This is a genomic window from Halobaculum saliterrae, from assembly GCF_009831625.1.
GTDB lineage: Archaea > Halobacteriota > Halobacteria > Halobacteriales > Haloferacaceae > Halobaculum > Halobaculum saliterrae.
On the sequence record NZ_WUUS01000001.1, the window covers coordinates 89,072 to 113,883 of the forward strand.

The 24,812-nt window shown below is 71.2% G+C and carries 25 protein-coding genes; 18 read left to right on the forward strand and 7 right to left on the reverse strand.

Going from position 1 to position 24,812, the window contains the following annotated elements; genetic code table 11:
- Positions 1-388 precede the first annotated feature (388 nt).
- The 5 genes from GRX01_RS00445 (at position 389) to GRX01_RS00465 (ending at position 4,927) form a co-directional block, all read left to right on the forward strand.
- Entirely contained in the window at positions 389-598 is a 210-nt protein-coding gene (locus tag GRX01_RS00445) for a hypothetical protein (RefSeq protein ID WP_159662317.1), read from the forward strand.
- A 121-nt stretch (positions 599-719) separates the two neighbouring features.
- The gene (locus GRX01_RS00450) at positions 720-2,336 is read left to right on the forward strand and encodes a sensor histidine kinase (protein WP_159662319.1); all 1,617 of its coding nucleotides are present in this window, start codon (positions 720-722) and stop codon (positions 2,334-2,336) included.
- Between the two features lie 86 nt (positions 2,337-2,422).
- Positions 2,423-3,037, forward strand: coding sequence for a dTMP kinase (tmk, locus tag GRX01_RS00455; RefSeq protein WP_159662321.1), 615 nt, complete (start codon positions 2,423-2,425; stop codon positions 3,035-3,037).
- 59 nt (positions 3,038-3,096) lie between these two features.
- A complete protein-coding gene (locus GRX01_RS00460) occupies positions 3,097-3,975 on the forward strand; it encodes a DUF7537 family lipoprotein (protein WP_159662323.1) in 879 nt (292 codons plus the stop codon).
- Positions 3,976-4,063: 88 nt separating this feature from the next.
- Positions 4,064-4,927 carry a DUF7537 family lipoprotein gene (locus GRX01_RS00465; RefSeq protein WP_159662325.1) on the forward strand — a complete coding sequence of 288 codons (864 nt, stop codon included), beginning with the start codon at positions 4,064-4,066 and terminating at the stop codon, positions 4,925-4,927.
- A 79-nt stretch (positions 4,928-5,006) separates the two neighbouring features.
- Here the strand turns inward: GRX01_RS00465 and GRX01_RS00470 are convergent, their stop codons facing one another.
- Complete coding sequence (locus GRX01_RS00470) at positions 5,007-5,324, reverse strand: hypothetical protein (protein ID WP_159662327.1); 318 nt, start codon at positions 5,322-5,324, stop codon at positions 5,007-5,009.
- A 127-nt stretch (positions 5,325-5,451) separates the two neighbouring features.
- Between GRX01_RS00470 and GRX01_RS00475 the strand changes: the two genes are divergently transcribed.
- Complete coding sequence (locus GRX01_RS00475; RefSeq protein ID WP_321167880.1) at positions 5,452-6,501, forward strand: thiamine pyrophosphate-dependent enzyme; 1,050 nt, start codon at positions 5,452-5,454, stop codon at positions 6,499-6,501.
- A 90-nt stretch (positions 6,502-6,591) separates the two neighbouring features.
- Here GRX01_RS00475 and GRX01_RS00480 read toward each other — a convergent pair whose 3' ends face one another.
- Entirely contained in the window at positions 6,592-6,828 is a 237-nt protein-coding gene (locus GRX01_RS00480; protein ID WP_159662331.1) for an Lrp/AsnC family transcriptional regulator, read from the reverse strand.
- An 83-nt stretch (positions 6,829-6,911) separates the two neighbouring features.
- Here GRX01_RS00480 and GRX01_RS00485 point away from each other — a divergent pair, with 83 nt between their 5' ends.
- Both GRX01_RS00485 and GRX01_RS00490 read left to right on the forward strand, forming a co-directional pair.
- Entirely contained in the window at positions 6,912-7,616 is a 705-nt protein-coding gene (locus GRX01_RS00485; protein ID WP_159662333.1) for a potassium channel family protein, read from the forward strand.
- Entirely contained in the window at positions 7,617-7,847 is a 231-nt protein-coding gene (locus GRX01_RS00490; protein ID WP_159662335.1) for an Lrp/AsnC family transcriptional regulator, read from the forward strand. It abuts the gene before it with no gap.
- A 54-nt stretch (positions 7,848-7,901) separates the two neighbouring features.
- Here the strand turns inward: GRX01_RS00490 and GRX01_RS00495 are convergent, their stop codons facing one another.
- The gene (locus tag GRX01_RS00495) at positions 7,902-8,426 is read right to left on the reverse strand and encodes a DUF5813 family protein (RefSeq protein ID WP_159662337.1); all 525 of its coding nucleotides are present in this window, start codon (positions 8,424-8,426) and stop codon (positions 7,902-7,904) included.
- A gap of 191 nt (positions 8,427-8,617) precedes the next feature.
- Between GRX01_RS00495 and GRX01_RS00500 the strand changes: the two genes are divergently transcribed.
- The gene (locus tag GRX01_RS00500; protein WP_159662339.1) at positions 8,618-9,871 is read left to right on the forward strand and encodes a carboxylate--amine ligase; all 1,254 of its coding nucleotides are present in this window, start codon (positions 8,618-8,620) and stop codon (positions 9,869-9,871) included.
- A gap of 142 nt (positions 9,872-10,013) precedes the next feature.
- Here the strand turns inward: GRX01_RS00500 and GRX01_RS00505 are convergent, their stop codons facing one another.
- The 3 genes from GRX01_RS00505 to GRX01_RS00515 all read right to left on the reverse strand — a co-directional run bounded on the left by GRX01_RS00505 (position 10,014) and on the right by GRX01_RS00515 (position 11,896).
- Positions 10,014-10,370, reverse strand: a complete 357-nt coding sequence (locus tag GRX01_RS00505; RefSeq protein WP_159662341.1) for a response regulator — start codon at positions 10,368-10,370, stop codon at positions 10,014-10,016.
- Between the two features lie 160 nt (positions 10,371-10,530).
- The gene (locus tag GRX01_RS00510) at positions 10,531-11,436 is read right to left on the reverse strand and encodes a Vms1/Ankzf1 family peptidyl-tRNA hydrolase (protein WP_159662343.1); all 906 of its coding nucleotides are present in this window, start codon (positions 11,434-11,436) and stop codon (positions 10,531-10,533) included.
- Between the two features lie 85 nt (positions 11,437-11,521).
- Positions 11,522-11,896, reverse strand: a complete 375-nt coding sequence (locus tag GRX01_RS00515) for a DUF5802 family protein (RefSeq protein WP_159662345.1) — start codon at positions 11,894-11,896, stop codon at positions 11,522-11,524.
- A gap of 242 nt (positions 11,897-12,138) precedes the next feature.
- On the opposite strand from GRX01_RS00515, the gene GRX01_RS00520 reads away from it, so the two are divergent.
- Both GRX01_RS00520 and GRX01_RS00525 read left to right on the forward strand, forming a co-directional pair.
- Positions 12,139-12,945 carry an aldo/keto reductase gene (locus GRX01_RS00520; RefSeq protein ID WP_159662347.1) on the forward strand — a complete coding sequence of 269 codons (807 nt, stop codon included), beginning with the start codon at positions 12,139-12,141 and terminating at the stop codon, positions 12,943-12,945.
- Between the two features lie 141 nt (positions 12,946-13,086).
- Entirely contained in the window at positions 13,087-13,326 is a 240-nt protein-coding gene (locus GRX01_RS00525) for a hypothetical protein (protein ID WP_159662349.1), read from the forward strand.
- Positions 13,327-13,363: 37 nt separating this feature from the next.
- Here GRX01_RS00525 and ppc read toward each other — a convergent pair whose 3' ends face one another.
- Entirely contained in the window at positions 13,364-16,063 is a 2,700-nt protein-coding gene (gene ppc / locus GRX01_RS00530; RefSeq protein WP_159662351.1) for a phosphoenolpyruvate carboxylase, read from the reverse strand.
- Between the two features lie 440 nt (positions 16,064-16,503).
- Between ppc and GRX01_RS00535 the strand changes: the two genes are divergently transcribed.
- From GRX01_RS00535 to GRX01_RS00565, 7 genes are all read left to right on the forward strand, one after another.
- The gene (locus GRX01_RS00535) at positions 16,504-17,394 is read left to right on the forward strand and encodes a Rieske 2Fe-2S domain-containing protein (RefSeq protein WP_159662353.1); all 891 of its coding nucleotides are present in this window, start codon (positions 16,504-16,506) and stop codon (positions 17,392-17,394) included.
- Between the two features lie 126 nt (positions 17,395-17,520).
- The gene (locus GRX01_RS00540) at positions 17,521-17,898 is read left to right on the forward strand and encodes a hypothetical protein (RefSeq protein ID WP_159662355.1); all 378 of its coding nucleotides are present in this window, start codon (positions 17,521-17,523) and stop codon (positions 17,896-17,898) included.
- Positions 17,899-18,057: 159 nt separating this feature from the next.
- Complete coding sequence (gene trpD / locus GRX01_RS00545) at positions 18,058-19,050, forward strand: anthranilate phosphoribosyltransferase (protein WP_394351363.1); 993 nt, start codon at positions 18,058-18,060, stop codon at positions 19,048-19,050.
- On the forward strand, positions 19,050-19,709 hold the full coding sequence (locus tag GRX01_RS00550) for a phosphoribosylanthranilate isomerase (RefSeq protein WP_159662359.1): 660 nt from the start codon (positions 19,050-19,052) through the stop codon (positions 19,707-19,709). The genes trpD and GRX01_RS00550 overlap by 1 nt, the downstream gene beginning before the upstream one ends.
- The gene (gene trpE, locus GRX01_RS00555; protein WP_321167840.1) at positions 19,706-21,502 is read left to right on the forward strand and encodes an anthranilate synthase component I; all 1,797 of its coding nucleotides are present in this window, start codon (positions 19,706-19,708) and stop codon (positions 21,500-21,502) included. The genes GRX01_RS00550 and trpE overlap by 4 nt, the downstream gene beginning before the upstream one ends.
- A complete protein-coding gene (gene trpG, locus GRX01_RS00560; RefSeq protein ID WP_321167841.1) occupies positions 21,499-22,137 on the forward strand; it encodes an anthranilate synthase component II in 639 nt (212 codons plus the stop codon). Before trpE ends, trpG begins: the two co-directional genes overlap by 4 nt.
- A 175-nt stretch (positions 22,138-22,312) precedes the next feature.
- Positions 22,313-24,796, forward strand: a complete 2,484-nt coding sequence (locus GRX01_RS00565) for a DUF5059 domain-containing protein (RefSeq protein ID WP_159662361.1) — start codon at positions 22,313-22,315, stop codon at positions 24,794-24,796.
- Positions 24,797-24,812: the final 16 nt, after the last annotated feature.

Here is a 24,812-nt window from a genome sequence, read left to right on the forward strand (position 1 = left end):
GAGTTGTGTTAACTCAAACGAGCTTGACATAGGCGCGGCTTACGGTATGAGTCCAAGCCCGTCTGATCGGGTCCGTATGGGCGTTGTACGAGCGTCGGTATAAGGATGTTCAGAGCGGAGTGAAAGTGGTCAACGATCGGAACGATCAGGAGATCGGGAGACGCGAGTCGAGGCAGACGAGGGACCGGAGTCGAACGCGTGATCGACGGGGGTCGAAGGCGCGATCATTTCGTCACACCCCCGTATCCGTGGCCGCTCGTGAACCGATCGCCGCGGCGTTCGACGGCGTCGACCGGTTCGAGTCGTCGCCCAGTCTCCCGAAACACGTGTCATTCACGTGGGGGAAAGGGATACCACAGTCGGATGTGTAGGCGAGGTCGTGACCGCAATGAGCACCCTCGCGTTCGCCGCCTCCGCCGCACTGCTTCAGCTTCCCGGACCGCTCGACTCGACGCTCGGGACCGTCTTCCTCGCGCTGGTCGGGTTTCTGGTCGTCCTGCTCGTCGGTCGAGTCGTCCTCAGTATCGCCTGGCGGCTGGCGCTGATCGCGGCGTTCGCCGTCGGGGTGTTCCTCTTCGTGACGACGTTCCTGTTGTGACCGGCCAGCCGACCGCCTGACCGCCGCCAGCAGCTCCTCGCTCGGGAGCCGCGTCCACACTCGTGTCCGTCGAACGGAAGGAGGGGACGTGCTTATCCGTGTGACCCGCCTGAAGGCCGTAATGGCCAACCGATCGGAGGTCGCCGATGGCGACCCGGACCTCCGTGCGCTGCGTCGCGTCGGCCGGCGGATGGCACGCGCCGACGACGTCGACGCCGTCGCCGAGGCGTTCGTCGATACCTGTGTGGAGGAGCTGGGCATCACGCTCGCCGCCGTCCGCGTGTACGATCCCCGGCGGGACGCGCTCCACGTCATCGCCGCCGCGTCGGACGCGACCCCGTATCTCGACGGGTGGGACGACCACCGCCGCGGCGACGACCGGAGCCCGGCGTGGCGCGCGTACACGACAGGAAACAGGGAGTACGTCGAGCGCCCCCTGTCGGAAACGGACGCCGATCCCGTCTCGAACGCGCTGTATCTCCCACTCGGAACGCACGGCGTCGCCGCGGTGGCGACCTTGGACGATCGCGGCTTCGACGATCGGACCGAGTCGCTCCTCGGAACCCTCGTCTCCGATGCGACCGCCGCGCTCGACGCCGCCGCCGACCGACGCGGGCTTCGTGGGCTCCACGACGCGACACGGGCGATGCAGGCGGCGGACGATCCCGAGGCGATCGCCGGCGTCGTGGTCGACGCCACCGAGTCCGTGCTGGGTATCCCCTACAGCGGCGTCCGTCTGTGCGACGACGACGGGATCCCGCTGGCTGCGGTGTCGGACGCCGCGGCGCGGGACATCGGCGTGGGCGGGGACGCGGACGGCGAGCGACGCGCGCGCGAGGCGTTCGAGCGCGGCGAGCCGGTGGTGTTCGACGAGATCGACGACACGGTGACCGCCGAGGCGGCACCCGCGTTTTCGGAGGCCGCGGTGTACCCGCTGGGCGATCACGGGACCTTCGCCGTCGCGCTCCCCGAGGGGATGCCGCTCGACGGCCGGCGAAGAGAGCTCGCACGGGTGCTCGCGGACAACGCGACCGCCGCGCTCGACCGGGCGGAGCGGTCCGACCGCCTGCGAGAGCAGGCGTCGACCATCGCCGCGCAGGACGAGCGGCTGGAGGAGTTCGCGAACGTCGTCTCACACGACCTCCGGAACCCCCTCAACGTCGCACAGGGCCGCCTCCGGATGGCACGCGAGCGCACCGAGGACACGGCGGTCGCGGAGGACCTCGAGACCGTCGGCGACGCGCTCGACCGGATGGACGCGATCGTCGAGGACGCCCGCGGACTCGCGGTCGGCGAGACGGCCGACGACGCCCGGGAGCTGTCGGTCGCCACCGCCGCCGAGCGTGCGTGGGGCGCCGTCGAGACCGGCGACGCCGAGTTGATCGTCGAGGTGACCGGGACCGTCGAGGCGGACCCGGGACTGCTCGCGCAGCTGTTCGAGAACGTCTTCCGCAACGCGGTGGAACACGCGGGCGAGGCGCCGCGCGTGCTCGTGAGCGACGCCGACACCGAGGGTGATCCGGACGTGGACGGGGGTCGCGGCTTCGCGATCGAGGACGACGGCCCGGGCGTGCCCGAGGACGAGCGGGGCGCGGTGTTCCGCGTCGGCTACTCCGGCCGCGACGGCACCGGACTCGGCCTCGGGATCGTCGCGCGCGTCGCCGAGGCCCACGGGTGGAGCGTCCGCATCGAGGACGGTGACCGCCTCGGGGGCGCCCGGTTCGTCGTCGAGCCGTAGCTCGTCCCCTCGCCCGCCCGCGTGTCGGCGGTCGCGGACGACACGCAAGCGGTAAGCCCCCGGCGCGAGCACGACCGACACGACAGATGCTCCTCACGCTGGAAGGGCTCGACGGGAGCGGGAAGACCACCGCCTGGGAGGCCCTCAGACACGCCTATCCCGACGCGACGTTCACCCGCGAGCCGACCGACTCGTGGTACGGAGACGCCGTCTACCGGTCGCTCGGCGAGGACGACGCCGACCCGCTGGCCGAGCTGTTCCTCTACGTCGCCGACCACGCGGATCACCTCTCGCGGGTGGTCCGGCCGGCGCTGGCCGACGGCGATCTGGTGGTCTCCGACCGCTACACCGACTCGCGGTACGCCTATCAGGCCGCCAGCCTGGCGGACACCGACCTCCAGCGGCCGCTCGAATACATCCGCGGCATCCACGGCGCCTTCACCCGCGAGCCGGACGCGACGATCTACCTCGACGTCGACCCGGAGACTGCGGCCGCACGCGCCGGCGCGACCGACAAGTTCGAGCGCGCCTCGTTCCTCGCGGAGGTGCAGTCGAACTACGAGCGCCTGATCGACGCCGAGCCCGAGCGGTTCGTCCGCGTCGACGCCGCCCGCTCGCCCGAGGAGGTCCTCGACGCCGTGGAGGACGCCGTCGAACGGCTCGTCGAGGCACACGGCGACGGCGACAGCGACGACGGCTGAGACCACGGGAGCCGGACTCGCACCCGCTCGTTTTTGTCGGACCGGTCCGTGGTTCGGACATGTCGCGTCGCGACCGCGATCCGGTCGTCGGACGGCGCGAAGCCGCCGCCCTCCTGCTCGCGCTCCTCCTCGTGCTCGCCGGCTGTGCGGACGCGGTCGGCTCCGGCGACGACGCCGGCGGCCGGACGGTGAACCCCGCGCTCGCGGACACGCCGACGGCGACGCCGACGCCGCCGGGCGGGTTCCCGGCCGGCGTCGATCGCGGCGGCGTGACCGTCGAGCGCGTCGTCGACGCCCACCGCACGGCGCTGGCGAACGGCTCGTGGACCGTCACGTTCACGCGAACCGTCGCCGGGCCGAACGGCACGGTCGAGCGGAGTCGCGCGCGAACGCTGGTGAACGGCTCGCGGACCCTCTCGACGTTCGAACGCGTCCGCGGCGACGACCGCCTCGGGTCGGCCCACTGGAGCAACGCGACCGCCGGCGCGAGTCGACGGACGGACTGGGAGGGTGCCGTCAGTCTGGAGGGGCGGCCGGGGGATCCGGGGACCCCGACGGGGGTCGATCCGACGGGCGGCGCCTGGCTGTACGCGGCGTTCCTCGACACCGATCCCGAGTACGCGGGCACCGAGTCGACCGACGGCGGGACCGTGACCGTGCTTCGGGGGAAGGCAGGTCGGATCGAGCGGGCCGGACTCCCCGATCGAACGTCGGTCCGACTCCGTGCACGTATCGGCGCCGACGGCGTGGTCCGGTCGCTGACGCTCCGATACGAGGTGTTCCTCGGCGACGACCCCGGCGTCGTCAGGATCGAGATCCGGACGACTGCGGTCGGCTCGACGACCGTCCCCCGTCCCGAGTGGGTCGATCGCGCGCTGGCGAACGCGAGCGCCGAGGCGGGTGGACGCGGCGAGGCCGTCGACGAGACTGCCGAGTGACGCCGGGCGTCGGCCGCACCGAGCGCCCGTCGCATCCCCGACCGCCGGCACCATCCGAACTTATTCATCGCGGGCCCGTGGCGGCGGTATGCGACACGCCGCGGGCACGGTCGCGCTCGCCCTCCTCGTCCTCCTCGCAGGCTGCGGCGCCGGGGGCGGCGGCGACGGCGGCCGGACCGTGAACCCCGCGCTCGCGAGCACGCCGACCGCGTCACCGACGCCGACGCCCGAGCCGGGCTACCCGCCCGGCGTCTCGGCCGACGCCGTCGACGTGACGACGCTCGCGGCGAGTCACGACCGGGCGCTTCGCGACGTGAACTCGACCGTCCGGTTCCGGCGGACCGTCGTCGCGGCGAACGGGACCGTGCTGTCGACGCGCCACAGCGTCGTCGAGCGGGCGGGCGTCCGGCTCGGGGCGAGCTACGTCCGGAACGGAAGCGTGCCGGGGGAGGAGGGGCCGCCGATCCGCGCGTTCGCGTTCTGGACGAACCGCAGCGTCACCGCGCTGCGAACGGTCGGCGACGACGGCGGAGTCAGCTATCGGGCGGTCCCGGGTCAGCCGCCGACGGTCGCGAACGCCGACGACAGCGGGGAGGAGCAGGTTCGCTCCGCGTTCGAGGGGACGACCCCGCGGGTCGCCGACACCGTCGCCGTCGCCGGGGAGCGACTGTTCGTGGTCGTCGCCGAACACGACCGGCTCGACCGGGACGGAAACCGGGTGGAGGAGTTCAACGCCACGGCGTACGTCACCGACGACGGCATCGTCCGCGGATACGAGGTGCGCTACACCGCGACGTACGGGTCCGGGAACGAGTCGGTCACCGCGACCGTCGTCGAGCGCTTCCGCGTGACGACCGGCGACACCGACGCGGCGCCGCCGGCGTGGGTCGACGAGGCCCTCGAGGCGGGCGCGGAGGGGGAGACGAGAACGGAGAACGAGAGTACGCCCTGAACGGGAGCGGGAGAACCACCGGTGATGGACCAGTTACTCCGCGGGAACTCGGCCAGCTACTCCGCAGGTGACCAGCCGGCTACTCCGCCGCCGGGAGGTCGTACTCCTCGGGCGGCGGGACGTACAGCAGGTCGATGGTGAACCCGAGCGCGAGCGGAACCCCCACGAAGACCGCGAGGAACAGGCCGGCGGCCCCCTCGAACAGCGGGGACTGGATCACGACGCCCTGGATCAGCCCGAGCACGAGCAGGACGACCGGCGAGACGAGCATCGTGTACGTCACCCAGCCCCACTGCGTCTTCAGCCGGATCCGGAAGAAGCGCGAGAGCACCGCGACGACGAGCGTGTTCACCGCGAGCGCGACGACGGTGAGCACGAGCGCGAGCGCAGAGACCATACCCCGCCTTGGGGTCGGGCGCTCTTTGGCCTGTCGGGCCGGCGAGTCGCCGGCGGGCGAGCGAGCCGCCGCCGTCCCGCCGCAATTTATGCCGGATGCCGCGGCAGGTGGTGCCATGAGCGACGACGTGACGCGGATCGTCGGGGAACGCGACCTGGACGAGACGCGCTTCGACGCCGAGGACGCCCGCGCCGCCCTGCGCGACATCGTCCGCACCCGCCGGTTCGACGAGCGCGCGCTCGCCCTCCAGCGGCGCGGATGGATGAGCGGCTACCCGCCGTTCGAGGGGCAGGAGGCCGCGCAGGTCGGCGCCGCCCACGCGATGCGCGAGGAAGACCACCTCTTCCCGACCTACCGCTCGAACGCCCTCCAGATCGCCCGCGGCGTCCCGATGAGCGACATCCTCCTGTTCCGACGCGGGTTCCCGGAGTACCACTCCGACCACGACGTCCCCGTCTTCCCGCAGGCGGTGCCCATCGCCAGCCAGCTCCCGCACGCCGCCGGCGCGGGGATGGCGGCGAACTACGCGGACGAGGACTGGGCCAGTCTGGTCTGCTTCGGCGACGGCGCGACCTCGGAGGGCGACTTCCACGAGGGGCTGAACTTCGCGGGCGTGTTCGACGCCCCGACCGTGTTCTTCTGTGAGAACAACGGGTGGGCCATCTCGCTGCCCCGGGATCGCCAGACCGCCAGCGAGTCGATCGCGGTCAAGGCCGACGCCTACGGCATCGAGGGCGTCCGGGTCGACGGCAACGACCCGCTCGCGACGCGGGCGGTCGTCGAGGACGCGCTGGAGCGCGCCCGCGACGGCGACCCGGTGCTCGTGGAGGCGCTGACGTACCGTCGGGGCGCCCACACGACCGCCGACGACCCGAGCCAGTACCGCGACGGCGACCCGGACCTGCCCGAGTGGCGCGTTCGCGACCCGCTCGATCGCTTCGGCGAGTGGTGTCGCGAACAGGGGGTCGCCGACGACGAGTTCCTCGAGGCGGTCACCGACGAGGCGAACGACGAACTCGCCGACGCCGTCGAGACCGCCGAGGCGGTGCCGCGACCGGAGCCGGAGGAGATGTTCGACTCGCTGTCCGAGGACCTCCCCGCGGACGTGCGCCGACAGCGCGAGGCGGCGAGCTCGTTCGCGGAGGAGCACCCCGAGGCGTACGAGCTGGACCGGTAGCCCGCGTCTCCAGCTCGGGGGGCTCGCCACTCACCGGGTGCCCGCGGCGTTCGCTCGCCGGCCGGACCGTCCCGGCTGCGGCCCCGTCGGCTACTCCGTCATCGACACGTACGTCCGCGTGTCGGTGACGCCGTCGACGCCGCGGACCGCGTCGGCGACGGTGTCGAGCACGGTGTACATGTCGGGCGCGTCGACCTCCGCGACCACGTCGAAGTCGCCGGCGACGACGTGCGCCTCGGTCACGGTCTCGATCCCGGAGACCGCGTCGGCGACGCCGGACGTGTCCGCGTCCCCGCCCACCTTCACCATCACGAACGCGTGAACCATATCCGTGTGAACATGTACCACAGTAAAAAGCGTTCCTGCGAGCCGGAGATAGCGTTATGTTCTCGCGTGGTAATTGGTAGCACATGCGTTTCATTGTCATCGGATCGGGCCGTGTCGGACTTCGCACGGCTCGGGTGCTCCGGGAGGAGGGCCACGATGTGACGATCGTCGAGCGCGACGCCGACCGGGCCGATCGGGCCAGCGCGGACGGCTTCAGCGTCGTCGAGGGCGACGGCTCCCACGAGGACGTGCTGGCGAAGGCGGCCGTCGACCGCGCCGACGCCGTCGGGGCGCTGACGGGGGATCTGAACACGAACTTCGCGGCGTGCATGATCGCGAAGCACCACGGCTGCCGCACCGTCATGCGCATCGACGAGGACTACCGCGAGGAGATCTACCAGAAGTACGCCGACGAGGTCGACGAGATCATCTACCCCGAGCGGCTGGGCGCCATCGGCGCGAAGAACGCGCTGCTGGGCGGCAACATCCGGGCCATCGCCGACATCGCGGAACACCTCCAGGTGCTGCTGTTCACGATCACCGAGCGGTCGCCGATGCGGGGGTACACGCTGTCGGAGGTCGAGTTACCCGCGAACGCGCGGCTGCTGGCGTTCGGCAAGCGCGGCGAGTCGATGGGGATCCCGCTGCCCGACAACTCGCTGGAGTTGGGCGATCGGGTCGCCGTCCTCGCGGACTTCGGCGTGCTCGACGACGTCCGGCAACTGCTGGTCGGCGACGACGCCGGCGAGACGCTCGCCTCGGCCGCGAGCGCGGGGGGTGATGCCTGAATGGTTGTCGCGTACGTGATGGTGAAGGCCGCCTCCGGCGACGCCGACCGCATCCGCGGGGCGATCCGCGAGCTCGACGGCGTCGTCGAGGCACACATCGTCGCCGGCGACATGGACTTCGTCGTGAAGGTCGACGTGGACGAGCCGGCCGACGTGAAACGCGTCGCCGCCGACGGGATCCAGGACATCGCCGGCGTGGAGGACACCCGGACGTACATCGCGATGGGCTGATCGTCGAAAGTCGACCCGACGACCGCCTCGCCCCCGAACCGTCTCGGAATCGCCTCAGAACACGCCGTCGCCCTCGTCGCCGCCGGCCGCACGCGCGCTGCTGATGAGTCCCGTCACCGGCTCGCCGTACTCGTACCCCGGGATCACGCCCTGCACGTACGTCCCCTCGACGAAGTCGACGACGGCGACCGCGTCGTTCAGCCCGCGACGCTCGTTCACGTCCCGGATCGACTCCGTGACCGTCACCTCGTCCCCGTCGCGCTCGACGGTCGGATCGAGATCGTGGCCGGCGGCGGTCACGTCGCCGACGGCCGCGATCCGGCGCTCGAAGGTGTCGAGCCAGCCGTCCTCGACCACGTCCGCGACCTCGTCCTCGGCGACGGCCGAGAGGGTCGGCACGGAGACCGACACGTCGAACTCGATCCGACCGTCGTCCGCCTCGGCGACGGCGATCGCGGCGTCGAACGGGGTGGAGGTGACCGCGAGCGTGCCGTCCGGGCCGTCGTCGCTGACGGCGTCGTGATCGCGGGCGGCACGGCGGACGCGTCCTGGGAGGGCGGAGTCGTCGGTGTCGCTCATGCCCGTTCGGAGGGACGGCCGTCGGATAAGCGACGCGCTCGCGGCGTCGAACCGGCGCCGCCGCGTCGGCATCGGCACGTCGGAGCCGCCACGCCGGTCCCGCCCGGCCCCGTCGTCGGCGCCGGCAGTCGGCGCCGGCAGTCGGCGCCGGCGAACGGGAGCCTTTAGCCCGCCCAGTCGAAGCCGCGGGCATGGCCGACACGTTCCACGACACCGACGCGCTCGTCGCGGCGCTGGCGGACGCCGACTTCGACCGCCCGCCCGCACTCGTCGCCAACGCACACATCACCGGGGTGAGCGTCGCCCGCGCGCTCTCGGCGCACGACGTGCCCGTGATCGTGCTGGATCGCACCGACTCCGGGCTCGCGCCGCCCTCCGAGGCGGTGGACCACGCCGGGCAGGTCACCTACCCGCTGGACGACGCCGACGGCTTCCGCGCGGACGTCGAGCGGATCGCCGACGCCCTCGATCACGAGCCGGTCGCGTTCGCCTGCATGGACGAGTGGGTGCGCGGGTTCGCCGAGACGGAGCCCGCGGGCGTCCGCCTCCCGTTCTCGGATCTGGCGGGCGTCGAGCGCGTGCTCGACAAGTCGAACCTCTACGCGCTGTGTGAGGAGTTGGGCGTGCCGTACCCCGAGACGTACGAGGTGGGCGAGCACGGTATCGAGGCGGTCGTCGAGGCGCTCTCGTTCCCGTTCGTCGTCAAACCCGCACACAAGCGGAAGTTCGAGGAGGCGTTCGGGACGAACGTCATCGAGGTGGCCGACCGCGAGGAGTTCGCGGACGTGGTCGCCGAGGCCGAGGAGCACGGCGCGACGGTGCTCGCTCAGGAGAAGGTGAACACGGAGGCGGGCCGCGACACCTCGCTCGCGAGCTACATGCCGCCGGAGTCCGCCGACCGCGACCCCCTCGCCGTCGTCGGCAACGCCGCCGTTCGGTTCCCCGCGTTCGGCACCTCCTGTCTCGTCGAGCGCGTCGAGGAGCCCGCCGTCCGCGAGCACGCCCTCGCGGTGCTGGAGGAGACGGGATACCACGGCATCAGCGAGTCCGAGTTCGTGTACGACGCCGACCGGGGGGAGTACGTGCTGCTCGACGTGAACACGCGCCCGTGGAAGTGGATCTCGATGCCCGTCGCCGCCGGCGCGAACCTCCCGATGGCCGCCTACGCCGACGCCGTCGACGACGCGGAGTACGAGGCCGAAGCGGCGGTCGACGGCCCGCGGGACGCGCGCTGGACGTACCTCCCGGACTACGTTCAGCGGTGTCTCACCGACGAGGCGTTCTGGGACGTGCTCTCCGACGACGACTGGGCGAGCCTGTTCTCGGGCGACTTCGAGCGCGAGGGTGACCTGACGACCGGACTGTACCGCCCGAGCGACCCGGCGCCCGCGGTGAAGTACCTCACCGGCGAGTTCACCGACCGCGAGTACTACTGTTCCTGCTGAGGCGTCGGTGTGAGGAACGGGTCGGGTTCGAAAGCGATCGAGCCCGACATTCCATTTCTTTCAGGTATTCGGGTCGAAAACGCTGACAGGAAGGACTTGCGGACCGAATAACAGGTAGCCGAGAAAGCATCAGCTATGCCATTCATTCGCTCAGAGAATCGATCAGTTCTAGCACCTCTTCCTTCGAGTATGGTTTGATCAAGTATTCATCTGCGCCCGCTTCAATTGCTCGTTCAATCGATTGTTCGGACCTACGAGCAGTACTGATAATAACTTTGATGCTCGGATCGATAGATTTGATCTGTTTCGTCGCCTGAAGGCCGTCCTTCACGGGCATATTGAGATCCATTATGACAATGTCGGGGTTGTAGACGCTGGCAAACCACACCGCTTCATCCCCATCCTTCGCGCATCTGACCGAGATACGGGAGTCATTCAACAACCGCTGTATCAGACTCCGATGTACGGAATCGTCTTCTGCGAGAAGGATGTTTATCATACTATCATTAGTGGGGCTGCTCGACAGTAGCACCGAGTTGGTACTAATCGATTAGGTTTTCGACTATATCTATCAAACGCTGGGGTCCGCCGTCTGCGCTTCGATCCCGCCGTGTGAACTCGCCGCGACGCTCGCGATGCATCACGCCGGGGGCGACCCGTCAGATCAGTCGCAGTCGCGCCGTCCAGAACTCCGCGAACGCCTCCTCCAGCGCCGCCTCCGGCTTCCCGGTCGCGTCGCTCGCCGCGGTGTGGTCGGCGTACTCCGCCAGCCGCTTCACCACGCCGCGCTCGCCCACCAACACCACCCGATCCAGATCCGCGGGCAGTTCCGCCAGCGCCTCGCGGCACTCGTCGAGGTGCTCGTCGATCTGCTCCTCCCGCAGGCGCTCGTAGCGCGCCTGCGAGAAGCCGCCCTTGTCGTGCTCGTCCATCACGTCCGTCCGGACCGTCCGCAGTTCGACGCGCTCGTCGCCCTCGTACACCCCCAGCCCGAACGTGTCCGAGCGGAGGAGCCCGAACGCGAACCGGCCCGTCGGCCGGAACCAGGCGTCATCGACCCGGAAGGAGTCCGTCCACTCGCAGAACGGCTCGGGGTCGAGCGCCGGCGAGAGCGCACACGACACCAGCCCCGCGTCGTCGGCGTACACCAGCGTCGGCGCGGCCCGCCGCACGAGCGACGCGCGGTCGCCGAGCGCCCCCTCGACGGGGTCGGGCACGTCGCCGTCGTCGGCGACGAACGCCGAGAGCGCGCCCTCCGGCTCGGTTTCGAGGCTCCGGAGCCGCGCGAGCACCTCGTCGCGGCGGCCGGGGCGAAGCGTCTCGACGCGGCGGAAGTCGACGGACCGCTCGGCGTCCTCGGCGGCCGCGCGCTCCAGCCGGTCCTCCAGCTCCGTCACCCGCGTCTCCAGTTCGTTGACGCGCTTCTCGGCCGCCTGGCGCTTGCGTGCGGCCTCGCCGCGGCGCCGCTCCTCGGCCTCCATGCGCGCGACCGCGTCGTCGCGCTCCCCCTCCAACTCGGCGATGCGCTCCTTGAGGCGCCTCCTGCCGAGGAGTCGATCGATCATACGCGGGACGGCGCACGCCCGAGGCAAAAACGGTGCGGGGATCGGCCGGCGCCGCGATCGGCCGGCGACGCGGATCCGTGGTCGATCAGGCGTACTCCGCGGGGTCGCCGGTGTTCCCCTCCCACCCGGTGAACTGCATCAGGTCGCGGGCGCGTTCGGCGTTGGCGAGGAACACCTCGCTGCGGCCCGGCAGCCGGAACTCGAGGTCCTCGGGAACCGCGTCCTCGGGGAGCGCGAGCGTTCCGGAGGGGACGTCCTCGTCGCCGACCACCGAGAAGTGCTTGGTCCCGACCTTCATCACGAGCGGGTTGTCGAGGCGGGTGATCCCCTCCTCGTCGCCGTACAACTGCTCGTTCACGTGCTCGTGGTCCGCCCGCTTGATCGCCGCCGCCCCGTCGCTTCCGTCGGGCTGCACGTACATTTCGCCCAGGTAGTAGCCGTGTGAGAACCGTTCGAACATGCGGTACACCTGCTACGCGACCGCCCACCATGTTAAGAGTTAGCACGAGCCGTTAAGTCGGACCGCATTCCGAGGGGTCCCGATTCTCGTTCCGCGAAAATCGGGCGGGATACGGGCGTCCCGATCCGATCGGATCCACTCAGGTCCAGTTCGACCCAGTCCGATCCGTCCCGGTCCGCTGGGAAGCCCGAGGCACGAGCCGACACCGACGCCTTGAGGGACGCCCGCCCGAACCCTCCGGTATGTCCGACTTCCAGCGGTTCGGTCTCGGAACGTACCAGCTCACCGGCCCACAGTGCGTCGAGAGCGTCGCGACCGCCGTCGAGGCGGGCTACGACGCGATCGACACCGCGCAGGGCTATCAGAACGAGGCGCTCGTCCGGGAGGGGATCGAGGCCGCCGGGCGCGACCCCGAGGACCTCTTCGTCGCGACGAAGCTCAAGACGGACAACCTGAGCTACGACGACGCCTACGACACCGCCCACGAGTCCGCCGCGCGTCTCGGCGTCGACTCCATCGACCTGCTGTACGTCCACTGGCCGATCAACAGCTACGACGCCCCAGAGACGGCCCGCGCGCTGAACGACCTCGTCGCCGAGGGGACCGTCGAACGCGTCGGCCTCTCGAACTTCCGCCCCGACCAGTTGGACGAGGCACGCGAGCACCTCGACGTGGACGTCTTCGCCCACCAGGTCGAGTGCCACCCGAAGCTCCAGCAGGAGGAACTGCGGGAGTACGCCCGCGATGACGGCCACTGGCTCGTCGCCTACTGTCCGATCGCACGCAACCAGGTCGCCGACATCGACGAGATCGTCGAGATCGCCGGGGCCCACGACGCCACGCCCGCGCAGGTGTCGATCGCGTGGCTGCTCGCCCACGACGAGCTCGCGGCCATCCCGAAGGCGACCAGCGAGGAGCACATCCGCGACAACCTCGCGGCGACGGAGCTAGAGTTGACCGACGAGGAGGTCGCGACCATCGACGACCTCGATGAGGAGCACCGCATCGTCGACTTCGACGATGCGCCCTGGAATCAGGTCGAGGCCTGAACGGTCGCTCGGTCGCGCTCGTCGATCCGCGCTCGCCGGCTTCCGTTCGTCGTCAGGATACGGCCGGGTCCCAACCGTGCTTTACTTTCACTCCGGACAAGGCCGATAGTTAACTTCGAACGGCGCCACCGTTCGGACACGATGCGACGACCCCCCGAGGAGGACGACGCACGGGCCGAGCCGGTCGGCCCGGCGTCCCGACAGGTGTTGGCGGTCGCTGTGGTGTTCGCGGCGCTCGGCGGCGCGCTCGTCCGGTTCGCGACCGTCGAACCGTCGCCGGGCGTCGTCTGGGCGGCGCTGTCGGTGGTCGTCGTCGCCGCGGCGGTCGCGCTGTTCGGCGGCGACGCGGTGCGCACGGCGCTCGGCGTGTTGGAGCGATGAACGGATCGAACCGTGGATTCGGAGCCGCCCCTACCGTCTATCCCGTGTTCTTCATGCCCGCCGCGATCCCCTTCACCGTGAGCCGGAGCGCCCGCTCCTCGGCGTCGGTGAGGTGGGTACGCGAGAGCAGGTCCACCTGCAGGAGGTTCAGCGGGTCGACGTACGGGTTGCGTCGCTGGAGGCTCTCCGAGAGCCATTCGCGGCGGATCAGGTCGTCGTGGCCGGTTATCTCCCGAACCAACTCGACGGCGCGCTCGTACTCGGCCTCGATCCGCGGGAAGAACTCCTCGCGGAGGTGCTCGGGCGCGAGGTCGGCGTACTCGGCGGCGATCTCCAGCTCCGTGCGCGCCAGCGACAGCGCGACGTGATCGATCGTCGTCCGGAAGAACGGCCACTCCTCGTACATCTCCCGGAGCGTTTCGATGTCGCCGCCGTTCGAGAGGTACGCGTCCAGCCCCGAGGCCGACGAGTACCAGCCGGGGAGGATCGCGCGGCTCTGGGTCCACGAGAACACCCACGGGATCGCGCGGAGGTCCTCGACGGTGCGCTCGCCCGATCGGGAGGCCGGCCGCGAGCCCATGTTGAGGTCCTCGATGACGGTGATCGGCGTCGCGGTCTCGAAGAACTCGACGAAGCCGTCGGTCTCCAGCAGGTCCTGATACGCCTCGCGGGCGCCCTCGCCGGCGGCGTCCATCGCCGCCTCCCACTCCTCGTGGACCTCCTGTGCGTTCCCCTGAAGCGCGCGGAGACGGGCGCGGACCTGCGCGTCGAGCATCTGTTCCAGTTCGCGCTCGGCGACGCGTGGGTTGGCGAACTTCTCGGCGATGGCCTCGCCCTGCTCGGTGAACTTGATCTCGCCGGTCGCCGTCTCGGGCGGCAGCGCGAGCATCGCCTCGTTCATCGGGCCGCCGCCGCGGGAGATGGAGCCGCCCCGGCCGTGGAACAGCCGCAGCTCCACGCCGAGTTCGTCGGCGACCTCCGCGAGCCGCCGGGCGTTCCGATGGAGGTCCCACGCGGCCGCCAGCGGGCCGTTCTCCTTGTTGGAGTCGGAGTACCCGAGCATCACCTCCTGCACGTCGCCGCGGGCCGACAGCGCCGCGCCGTAGGCGTCGTTGTTCACGAGCGTCCCGAGGATGTCGCGGGCGTTCGCCAGCGCCGACGCCGTCTCCAACAGCGGAACCACGTCGAGCCCGCAGTGATCGGGCAGGTCGACGACGCCCGACAGGTCCGCGAGGTACAGCACCTCCAGCACGTGGGAGGGCTCCTCGGTCATCGAGATGCAGTAGGCGTCGATGGCCTCCTCCCCGTACTCGCGGTGCCACTCGGCCAGCGCCCGGAAGCGCTCGCAGACGCGCTCGCTCGTCTCCGAGAGGTCGTCGCCGCCGTCGGTGTCGAGGCTCCCGACCGAGTCGCCGACGACGGACTCGGTGAGCGTCTCGACGCGCTCGGCCTCGTCCATCTCGTGGTAGTCGATGCCCTCGCGGGCGAGCACGTCCCCGACCGCCTCCGTGTGGTTCTCGCGGTGGTCGCGCAGGTCGAGCGCCGCGAGCGAGAAGCCGAACGTCTCCACCCGGCGCACGAGCGGGTCGATCCGCTCCTCGGCGGTGGTGTGGTGACCGTTCGCCCGCAGGTCCTCCGCGAGCGCCCGCAGCGACTCGGCGAACGCCTCGGCGTCGTCGTAGCCGCCGGGGCGGAGGTCGTCGACCCGCTCGACGCGGGCGCGGATGGTCGTCGCGGCGCGGCGGTACGGCTCCGCGGGGTAGCGCTCGTCGGCCTCCTCGGCGACGCCCGGCACCGCCTCGCGGTCGGCGGCGACGCGCTCGCGGAACGCGGCGGTGTGGGTGAGGCGGTCGCCCTCGTGGCTGAGCGCGCCGTTCACGTCCGCAAGCGCGTCGAGATAGCGGTCGAGCACCGCCCCGCGCTGGGCGTCGAGCGTCTCGGTCGTCACCTCGGGCGTGACGAAGGGGTTGCCGTCGCGGTCGGAGCCGGCCCACGACCGGAAGTCGAGGGTGCTGCTCGCGTCGGCGGCGTCGAGTTCGGAATGGGCCTCCGTGACGCGCTCCGCGAGGGCGGCCTCGGCCTCGGCGGCCACGTCGAACAGCGTGTTCTCCAGATACCAGCGCACGTCGCGCGCCTCGTCGGTCGGGGTGGGACGCCGCGGGCGGACCTGCCGGGTCGACCACAGCGTCTCGACCTCCGACTCGAGATCGCGGTCCAGGCCGTCGAACTCGCCGTCGGTGAGGCGGCGCTCGTCCAGATCGCGGAGGATCTCCGCGATCCGCCGGAGCTTCGCCTTGACCGTCTTGCGGCGCGCCTCCGTCGGGTGGGCGGTGAACGTCGGGACGACACGGACGTCGTCCAGCACTTGACGGGCGGTGTCGGCGTCGACCTCGGCGAGCGCCTCGGCGGTCCGGTCGAGCCCGTCGCCGAGATCGCCCTCGTCGCGTCCCCGACGGACCGCCCGGACTCGCTCGCGCTCCTCGGCGACGTTCACCAGTTCGAAGTACGCCGCGTACGCCCGGGCGACCGTCCGCTTCGTCTCCGGATCCAGCCCCGAAAGGCGCTCTCGGACCGGATCTCGGGACGCAGCGTCGCCGCTGCGGTAGTCGATGGAGTCGCGGCGGACCTCCTCGACGGCGTCGAACGCGTCCCTCGACGTCTGCCGCTCGAGCACCTCGCCGAGCAGCGCGGCCAGCTCGCGGATGTCGCGACCGACATCCCGCGCATCGAATGACATACACCCTCATGCACGGGGCGATGAACAACCCTCCCGATAGGGGGCAATATTGCGAGAAGTTCCTTCACGATCGAGTAAATTGGCCGCCTCGACGCGGCCGACGCGCCGCTCGTCGGCGAACGAATCGAGGGTCCCGCCGGGCGTGGCTGTGGCGCCCGGCGGGACGTGGACACGGAACCGGCGACCCAGTCGGCGTGACGCGGCCGCCGGCGGATCCATGAGTCCGACGCGACAAGTATCCCGCTATGAGCGGTATAGAGCGCTCCCGACTGCTCCGTGTGCGTCGGTTCGGAGGCGAGGACGCCGGTACGGGTGCGGACCCGAGTCCGCGGCGGCTCGTCGGGGAGCTGATCCGGCGATCGCACGGAACAGAATCGACGGCAGACGGCTGGGTTCGCCCTTTCGTCAGGCTTTTGCGTGGCGCCTTCCGAGAGGGAGCTATGAGCGCAGACGACGACAAGTACCCAGGCGAGTCGGGCCGTCGCCGGTTCGTCAAGGGCGTCGTGGGCGGAGCGGCCCTCGCTGGCGTCGGGGCCACCGGGTCGGCCGCCGTTAACAGCCTCACCACCTCCCCGGGGGCCGGCGGGGGGGCGACCGAGGCGATGGCCATCGAGAACACCGCGGGTCCGGCGCCCCGCGGCATGCCGCAGGTCCCGATCGAGATCCAGAGCGACGGGACGATCAAGGGGGTCTGGCCGGAGGTGACCCAGCAGACGGTGCAGGGGCGGACCATCGACGTCGCCGAGATGGAACTCGGCGGCAAGACGTACTCCTCGGAGTGGTACCAGTTCTGCGGGGTCGAGACCTACGAGGGCATCCAGCCGAGCTACGAGTCTGACAACGTGTTCTACATCGGCGAGTCGCCCGGCTTCGAGTGGCAGAGCGAGTTCGACGCGGGCACCGCCATGAACATCGACATGTTCGAGAACTACGAGACGTGGGGCAACGGCGTCGGCGTCGACGGCCTCGGCAAGCCCGGGACCGGGAACTGGCGCTCGCAGGACACCGAGGACACGATCCCGATAAACGTCCTCCGCTCGCCGGTCATCGAGCAGCTCGCCGCCAACGGCGAGGCGCAGGCCCCCGACCAGGACGAGCCGTACACGGTCACGGACGACGTGCAGACGTGGCTTCAGGCGTCGACCTCCCAGGGCGTGATGGCCTGGCTCAACAAGTGTACCCACTTCTGTTGCGTCCCCGGGTTCAAGGCGGAGGGCGGCGCGAAGTTCAACGCGTCCAACGAGGTGTACTGTCCGTGTCACCAGTCGGTCTACGAGCCGTTCAGCATCGTCCCGACGCTGTTCACCGCGCGACCCCGCCCGGACGGATAGACCCGTTCGTTGCCCGCGCCGGTTCGGTCCCCGACGCGACCGTCCCTCCGACCCGCCTCCGCGACCACGCACCACCTCGACCGATCCCACCGACGGTTTTTCGGTTCGCTCCACCACTCGACAGTCATGAGCGAGGACTCCGACGATCCGACCGACCGAACCGACGACGGGACCGACGGGTCGCCCGCGGCGGCGACGACGAACGACGACGCCGCCTTCGAGCGGGAGTTGGCGAGGGCGCGGGCGCTGCTCGACGACGCCGACGACGACGAGATCACCGCGGTCCACGTCGGCGTTGTCCGCGGCGACCGGGTGAACTCGACGGCCGCCCGCCGCGGCGAGGGCGAACGGGCGGGACTGGAGACGCTGACGCTGCTGGCGTCGCACCTCCGTACCGTCGCCGACGAGGCCGGCGTCGACCACGACGTCGTCGCCGCCGACGCCGCCCGCCTCGCCGGCGAGGTCGAGACGCTTCCGCCGGACCGCCCGGACGCCGACGAGTAGCGCGGTCGCGGCGCCGACGCCCCGACCGTCCCCGGAGCACCACGACGGGGAGCGACCGCCACGTCGACACCCCGCCGGCGTCGCCCGCGACAGCCTTATTGCGATGCACACTTTCGTACATCGTACGACCAACACCGACAACGGTGATTTACAATGAGTATACAGGACCACATCGAGCGCGTGACCGAGGGGGGAGACCTGACCGTCGAGGAGGCGCGTGAGGCGTCGACGGCGGTGTTCGAGGGGGCGACCGAGGCGCAGATCGGCGCGTTGCTCGCGGCGCTTCGCGCGAAGGGCGAGACCGAGGCGGAGATCGCCGGGTTCGCGCAGGGGATGCGCGAGGCCGCCCGGACGATCGACCCCGACCGGGAACCGCTCGTCGACACCTGCGGCACCGGCGGCGACGATCACGACACGATCAACGTCTCGACCACGTCGGCGATCGTCGCCGCCGGCGCGGGCGTCACCGTCGCCAAGCACGGTAACTACTCCGTGTCATCGTCGTCGGGCTCCGCGGACGTGCTTGAGGTGGCGGGCGTCGACGTCGACGCCGAGCCGCCGGCGGTGGAGGCCGCCATCGAGCGCGACGGCATCGGCTTCATGCTCGCGACGGTGTTCCACCCCGCGATGAAGGCCGTCATCGGCCCGCGACAGGAGCTGGGCATGCGCACGATCTTCAACGTCCTCGGCCCGCTCACCAACCCGGCGGGCGCCGACGCGCAGGTCTTGGGAGTGTACGATCCGGACCTCGTGCCCGTGATCGCCGAGTCGCTCACACACATGGACGTGGAGCGCGCGCTGGTCGTCCACGGCGACGGGATGGACGAGATCGCTCTCCACGGGCCGACGACCGTTGCCGAGGTCGACAGCGGCGAGGTCACCGAGTTCACGCTCACGCCCGACGACCTCGGGCTCGACTCGGCGCCCGTCGCCGACATCGCCGGCGGCACGCCCGAGGAGAACGCCGAGGACCTGACGGGGATCGTCCGCGGCGACGTGACCGGCCCGAAGCGCGACGTGATCCTCGCGAACGCGGGCGCCGCGATCTACGTCGCCGGCCTCGCCGAGTCGATCGAGGAGGGCGTCGCCGTCGCCGCGAACGCGATCGACGAGGGCGACGCCGCGGAGACCTTCGAGGCGCTGCGGGGCTGATGGTCCGCGTGAAGATCTGCGGCGTCACCAACGGCGCCGACCTCCGCGCGGTCGCCGACGCCGGCGCCGACGCGGCCGGCGTCATCTCCGAGGTGTCGGTCGACACGCCGCGCGAGGTCGACCTCGCGCAGGCGGCGGAGCTGACCTCGACGGCGCCGCCGTTCCTCACGACGGTGCTCGTGACGATGCCCGAGACGCCCGAGGACGCCGTCGACGCCGTTCGAACCGTGACGCCGGACGTGGTCCAACTCCACGGGGAGTTCTCGCCGGACGAGATCGGCTACATCCGCGCGGAGACGGAGACGAAGGTGGTCACGGTCGTCGACTACGACGAGCCCGAACGGGCGCGGGAGCTCGACGAGGCCGCCGACGCGCTGCTGGTCGACTCCACCGGCGACGACGGCGGCGGCGGCACCGGGGAGACGGGCGACTGGAAGGCGGCCGCGGAACTGCGTCGCGACCTCGTCTCGCCCGTCGTCCTCGCCGGGGGGCTGACCCCCGAGAACGTCGCCGAGGCGGCCGCGACCGTCGAGCCGTTCGCCGTGGACGTGGCGAGCGGCGTCGAGCGCTCGCCCGGCGCGAAGGACCACGCCGCCGTCTCGCGGTTCGTGCGCAACGCCGGGCGCGCGCTCGGCGAGGCCGAGGAGGTGTACGAGTGACCCGCGAGGGCGGCGGCTCCCCGCTCTCGCGCTCGCGCGAGGCGTTCGTCGACCTCGTCGACGGCGCCGACGGCCCGGGTGTGGTCCACGCGACCGCCGAGTTGGACATCAACGTGGAGCCGCTGACCGCGTACGCCGCGCTCGCGGACCGGTCGGACCACTCGTTCCTGCTTGAGAGCGCCGAGAAGGTCGCATCCAGCGACCCCGACGGCGCGTTCGCGCCGAGTTCGCGCGGTCGCGGCGGGACCCGAAGCGACGCCGGCGACGCGGGGGGCGACGACGGCGACGCGAAACGCGACGGCGGCGGCGACGGCACCGCCGATCGCCACGCGCGCTACTCGTTCGTCGGCTACGACCCCGAGGCGGTGATCGCGGTCGACCCGGACGGCACGGACGTCGAACGGTTGGGACCGGCCGCCGACTACGTCGACGTGCGCGGGCCCGACACCGGCGACGCCGTCGACCGCGTCCGTGGCGCCCTCCCGGACGTGGAGCGCGTGGGGTTCCCCGACAACGACCGGCAGACGCTCGACGGCGGCCTCGTGGGCTTTCTCGCGTACGACGCGGTGTACGACCTCTGGCTGGAGGAGGTCGGCGTCGACCGCCCCGACCCCGTGGTGCCGGACGCCGAGTTCGTGCTCACGACGCGGACGCTCGCGTTCGACGACCGCGAGGGGAGCGTCTCGCTGGTGTTCACCCCGATCGTCGGCCCCGACGACGACCCCGGCGCGGTGTACGACCGTCTGGCCGACGAGGCCGCCGACGTGGCAGCGACGCTGCGGGACGCCGACCCGCCCGAGGCGGGCAGCGTCCGCGTCGACCGCGAGACCGCCGGCCCCCGCGAGGAGTACGAGGACGCCGTCCGCGAGACGAAGGAGGCCGTCCTCGACGGCGAGGTGTACCAGGGCGTCGTCTCCCGGACGCGGACGCTTTCGGGCGAGGTCGACGACCTCGGCCTGTACGAGTCGCTGCGGGCGGTGAACCCGTCGCCGTACATGTACCTGCTGCGCCACGGCGACCGCTCGGTGATCGGTGCCTCCCCGGAGACGCTCGTCTCCGTCGACGGCGACCGCGTCGTCTCCAACCCCATCGCGGGGACGATCCGCCGCGGCGCCTCGCCCGTCGAGGACCGCCGATTGGCGGGCGAACTGCTCGCGGACGGGAAGGAGCGCGCCGAGCACACCATGCTCGTCGACCTGGCGCGCAACGACGTGCGCCGGGTGAGCGGGGCCGGCAGCGTCCGCGTCGAGGAGTTCATGAACGTGCTGAAGTACAGTCACGTCCAGCACATCGAGTCGACGGTGACCGGGAGGCTCGCGAGCGACGCGGACGCCTTCGACGCGACGCGGGCGACGTTCCCCGCGGGCACCCTCACCGGAGCGCCGAAGGTGCGCGCGATGGAGATCATCGACGATCTGGAGTCGGAGCCACGAGGGGTGTACGGCGGCGGCGTCGGCTACTACTCGTGGACGGGGGACGCCGACTTCGCGATCGTGATCCGGACGGCGACTGTGGAGCACGGAGTGGCGCATCGCGCCACCCGGAGCGGGGAGGGAACCGACCCGCGGAGCACCGACGAGTTGACGGTCCGCGCCGGCGCCGGCGTCGTCGCCGACTCCGATCCCGCCGCCGAGTACGAGGAGACCGAACAGAAGATGGCCGGCGTGCTCGACGCCGTCGACCGGATCCGGGTCGACGGAGGCGCTCCGGAGGGCTCGGACGTCTCCCCGGACTGCTCCGATCCCGCCCCGGACGACCCGGACGCCGCCGACGCGCCGGAGGTGGAGGAGTGAACGTCACCGTCGTCGACAACTACGACTCGTTCACGTACAACCTCGTGGAGTACGTCTCCGACCTGCGGATCGGCGGCGAGTCGCCGGACATCTCGGTGCTGAAGAACGCCGCGACGCTGGAGGCGGTCCGCGACACTGACCCCGACGCGCTGCTCATCTCGCCGGGGCCGGGCCACCCGAGGAACGACCGCGACGTGGGCGTGACGATGCCGGTACTCCGGGAGCTGTCTCCCGAAGTTCCCACGCTCGGCGTCTGTCTCGGACTGGAGGCGGCCGTCTACGAGTACGGCGGCGCCGTGGGCCACGCGCCCGAGCCGATCCACGGGAAGGCGTTCCCCGTCGACCACGACGGGGAGGGCGTGTTCGCCGGACTGGAGCAGGGCTTCCGGGCGGGTCGCTACCACTCGCTGATCGCCACCGAGGTCCCAGACTGCTTCGCCGTCACGGCGACGACCGACCACGCCGTCTCCGGGTCACACGCGGAGGGACGCCGGACCGAGTCCGGCGAAAGCGAGGAGTTGGTGATGGGCGTGCGCCACCGCGAGCACCCCATCGAGGCGGTGCAGTTCCACCCCGAGTCGGTGCTGACGGCGGTCGGCCACGACGTGATCGAGAACTTCCTTCGCGGCGTCTGAATCGACGCCGCTCGCCGCCCCCGCCCGCGGCGACGCCGGCACGATAGGTCCTCGACCGCGTTCGTACCTCCAAACCCGAATATGTTCATAGAGCGCCCCTCGACGCCCATTTCGGCCACTTTCGGCCCGCCTAAAGATCGGATCGTTTTAGTTGTTTTAGGCCAGCCGAATCCATATGGCGCCGAACAGACGGCAGGTGTTGGCGGCGAGCGCGGCCGCACTCGCGGGCGGGCTCGCGGGCTGTGGTGCACAGGGCGAGACGCAGTCGAACACGACCGGCGAGGCGGGGACGGACGACGACACGACCGCGACCCCGGACGACGGATCGGACGCGGCGGCGTCGATCGACGTGGAGGCGGCGGTCGCCGCGGAGTGGAACGCGATGCGGGCGCGAGTGTGGGACGCCTACGCGCTCGGCGTCGCGGGCGCTCCCGGCGCCGGCGCGGCGGTCGCACAGTCGGTGTTCGCCCGCTTCGAGCGGTCCTCGGGCGAGTACGGCGCCCACGAGATGCTGGAGTCGACCGACGAGGCCGCCTACGAGGAGTTCGAGGAGGCGCTCGGCGAACTCCGTACGGCGGGGCTCGGTGCGGGAAACGTCGAGCGCGCCCGCGAGGAGGCCGTCATCGCCGACGAGCAGCTCGCGTCCGCACAGCGCGCGCTCGTCGGGGAACCGCTGGCGAACGCGCTCGACGCCCAACTGTTCGGCGTCGCCGCCGCCGACGCCGGGATGCTCGCCGCGGCGGGCGACAGTGAGGGCGCGACCACCGTCGCCGAGGACGTGCTCGTCCGGTTCGAGGAAGCCCCCGCCCACGGGGCACTGGAGTCCGCCGACGGCGACTCTTACGAGGCGTTTGAGGGCGCCTTGGAGGCCGCTGCCGGGGCGAGCGACGCCGACACCGTGAGCGAGGAGGCGACAGCCGCGCTGGAGGCCGCGCTGGCGGGCAGCTATGCGGTCGCCGGCGTCGAGCACGCCGCGGGCGCGGGCCACATGGCCGCGCTCCAGGCGCGCGGCTGGGACGCCGCGGCGCTGGCCGGCGCGGCCGGCCCGTCGACGGGGTACGCTCACGCCGCCTCGCTGACGCTGTACCGCGCACGAGCCTACGACGCACACTGGCTCGCGGCGCGCGGCGAGACGGACACGGCCGCGACGATGGCCGGCGACGTCTTCGCACACTTCGAGGGCGCGCGGGCCCACGAGGCGCTGGAGGAGGCCGACGCCGAGGCGTACGAGGGGTTCGAGGCGGGCCTGTCGGACCTTCGCGCCGCAATCGAGGACGGGAACTCGGCGGGCGTCGACGAGGCGGTCGCCGCGGTCGACGAGCACCTCGTGGCCGGGATCGAGGCGCTGGCGGGCGAGTACTCGGCGCTGCTCGAGGCGGGCTTCTTCCGCGCGCGCTTCGGAGACGCGCTGGAGCTGTACGAACGGGGTGAGAGCGACGCCGCCGCGAGTCTCGCGCAGTCGCTGTTCGGGCGGTTCGAGGCGAACGAGCTCGACCTCCACGAGTCGGTCGAGGAGACGAGCGAGGAGCTGTACGCCGACTTCGAGGAGGAGCACCTGAGCGGACTGGTCACGGCGTTCGAGGACGCCGACGACGACGGCGTCGACACGCACTACGAGGGCGTGCAGTCGACGCTGCTCTCCTTCGCGGAGCAGGCCGGCTCCGTGACGACGGTGAGCGGCGTCGAGGGGGGGTACATGGCCGCCCGCGGCTTCGACGCCGCCGCGGTCGACGCACTCGGAGACGACAACCGCGCACAGTCGATCGCACGGGGTGCCTTCGAGCACTTCGAGGCGGGCGCGGGCGGATTCCACGAGGCCGTCGAGGAGGCCGACGCGGAGACGTACGAGGCGTTCGAGGCCGCGCTCGGGGCGATCGCGACGGCCGCCGGGAACGGCGGGGACGTCTACCCGGAGAGCACGACGTTCAACGGGGAGGCGCTTTCGGCGATCTACGCCGTCGTCGGCGCCGGGGGCGGGGGTACCACGGAGGCCCCCGCGAGCGTTCTGCAGTCGACGTTCGCGCACTTCGAGAAGGCGCGCGTCCACGAACTGATCGAGGATGCCGACCACACTGCCTACGCGACGTTCGAGGCGCAGTTGGAGGCGGCCATCACGGCCGCGAGCGAGGGCGGCGACGTGGCGGCGGCGGTCGAGTCGTACGCGGACGCGACGCTGTGGACGCAGTTCGCGCTGGTCGACGCTGTCGAGGAGCTCCCGATCTCGCTTCGGCTGCCCGGCACGACGGGCGACGGCGGGGGCGGCGAGGGCGACTCGGGGGGCGGGTCGGACCTCTCGGGCGGACCCGACGTGGTCGAGGGCGTCCCCGAGGACGCCGACCACGTCGTCGACATGACCGCCGTCGCGTTCGATCCGGAGGAGCTCACCGTCTCGGCGGGCGACACGGTCGCGTTCGCCCATCGGGCGGGCGAACCGCACAACGTGGTCGCGTACGAGGACGAGATCCCGGGCGAGGCGGAGTACTGGTCCTCCGGCGGCTTCGACTCGGAATCGGCCGCACGCGAGGGCTGGGAGCACGGCGAGGGTGCCGTACAGTCCGGGCAGTCGTACGTTCACACGTTCGAGACGACCGGCGAGCACGGCTACTTCTGTACGCCCCACGAGGCCGCGGGGATGGTCGCCACGATCGTCGTGGAGTAGTCGCCACGTCGACACC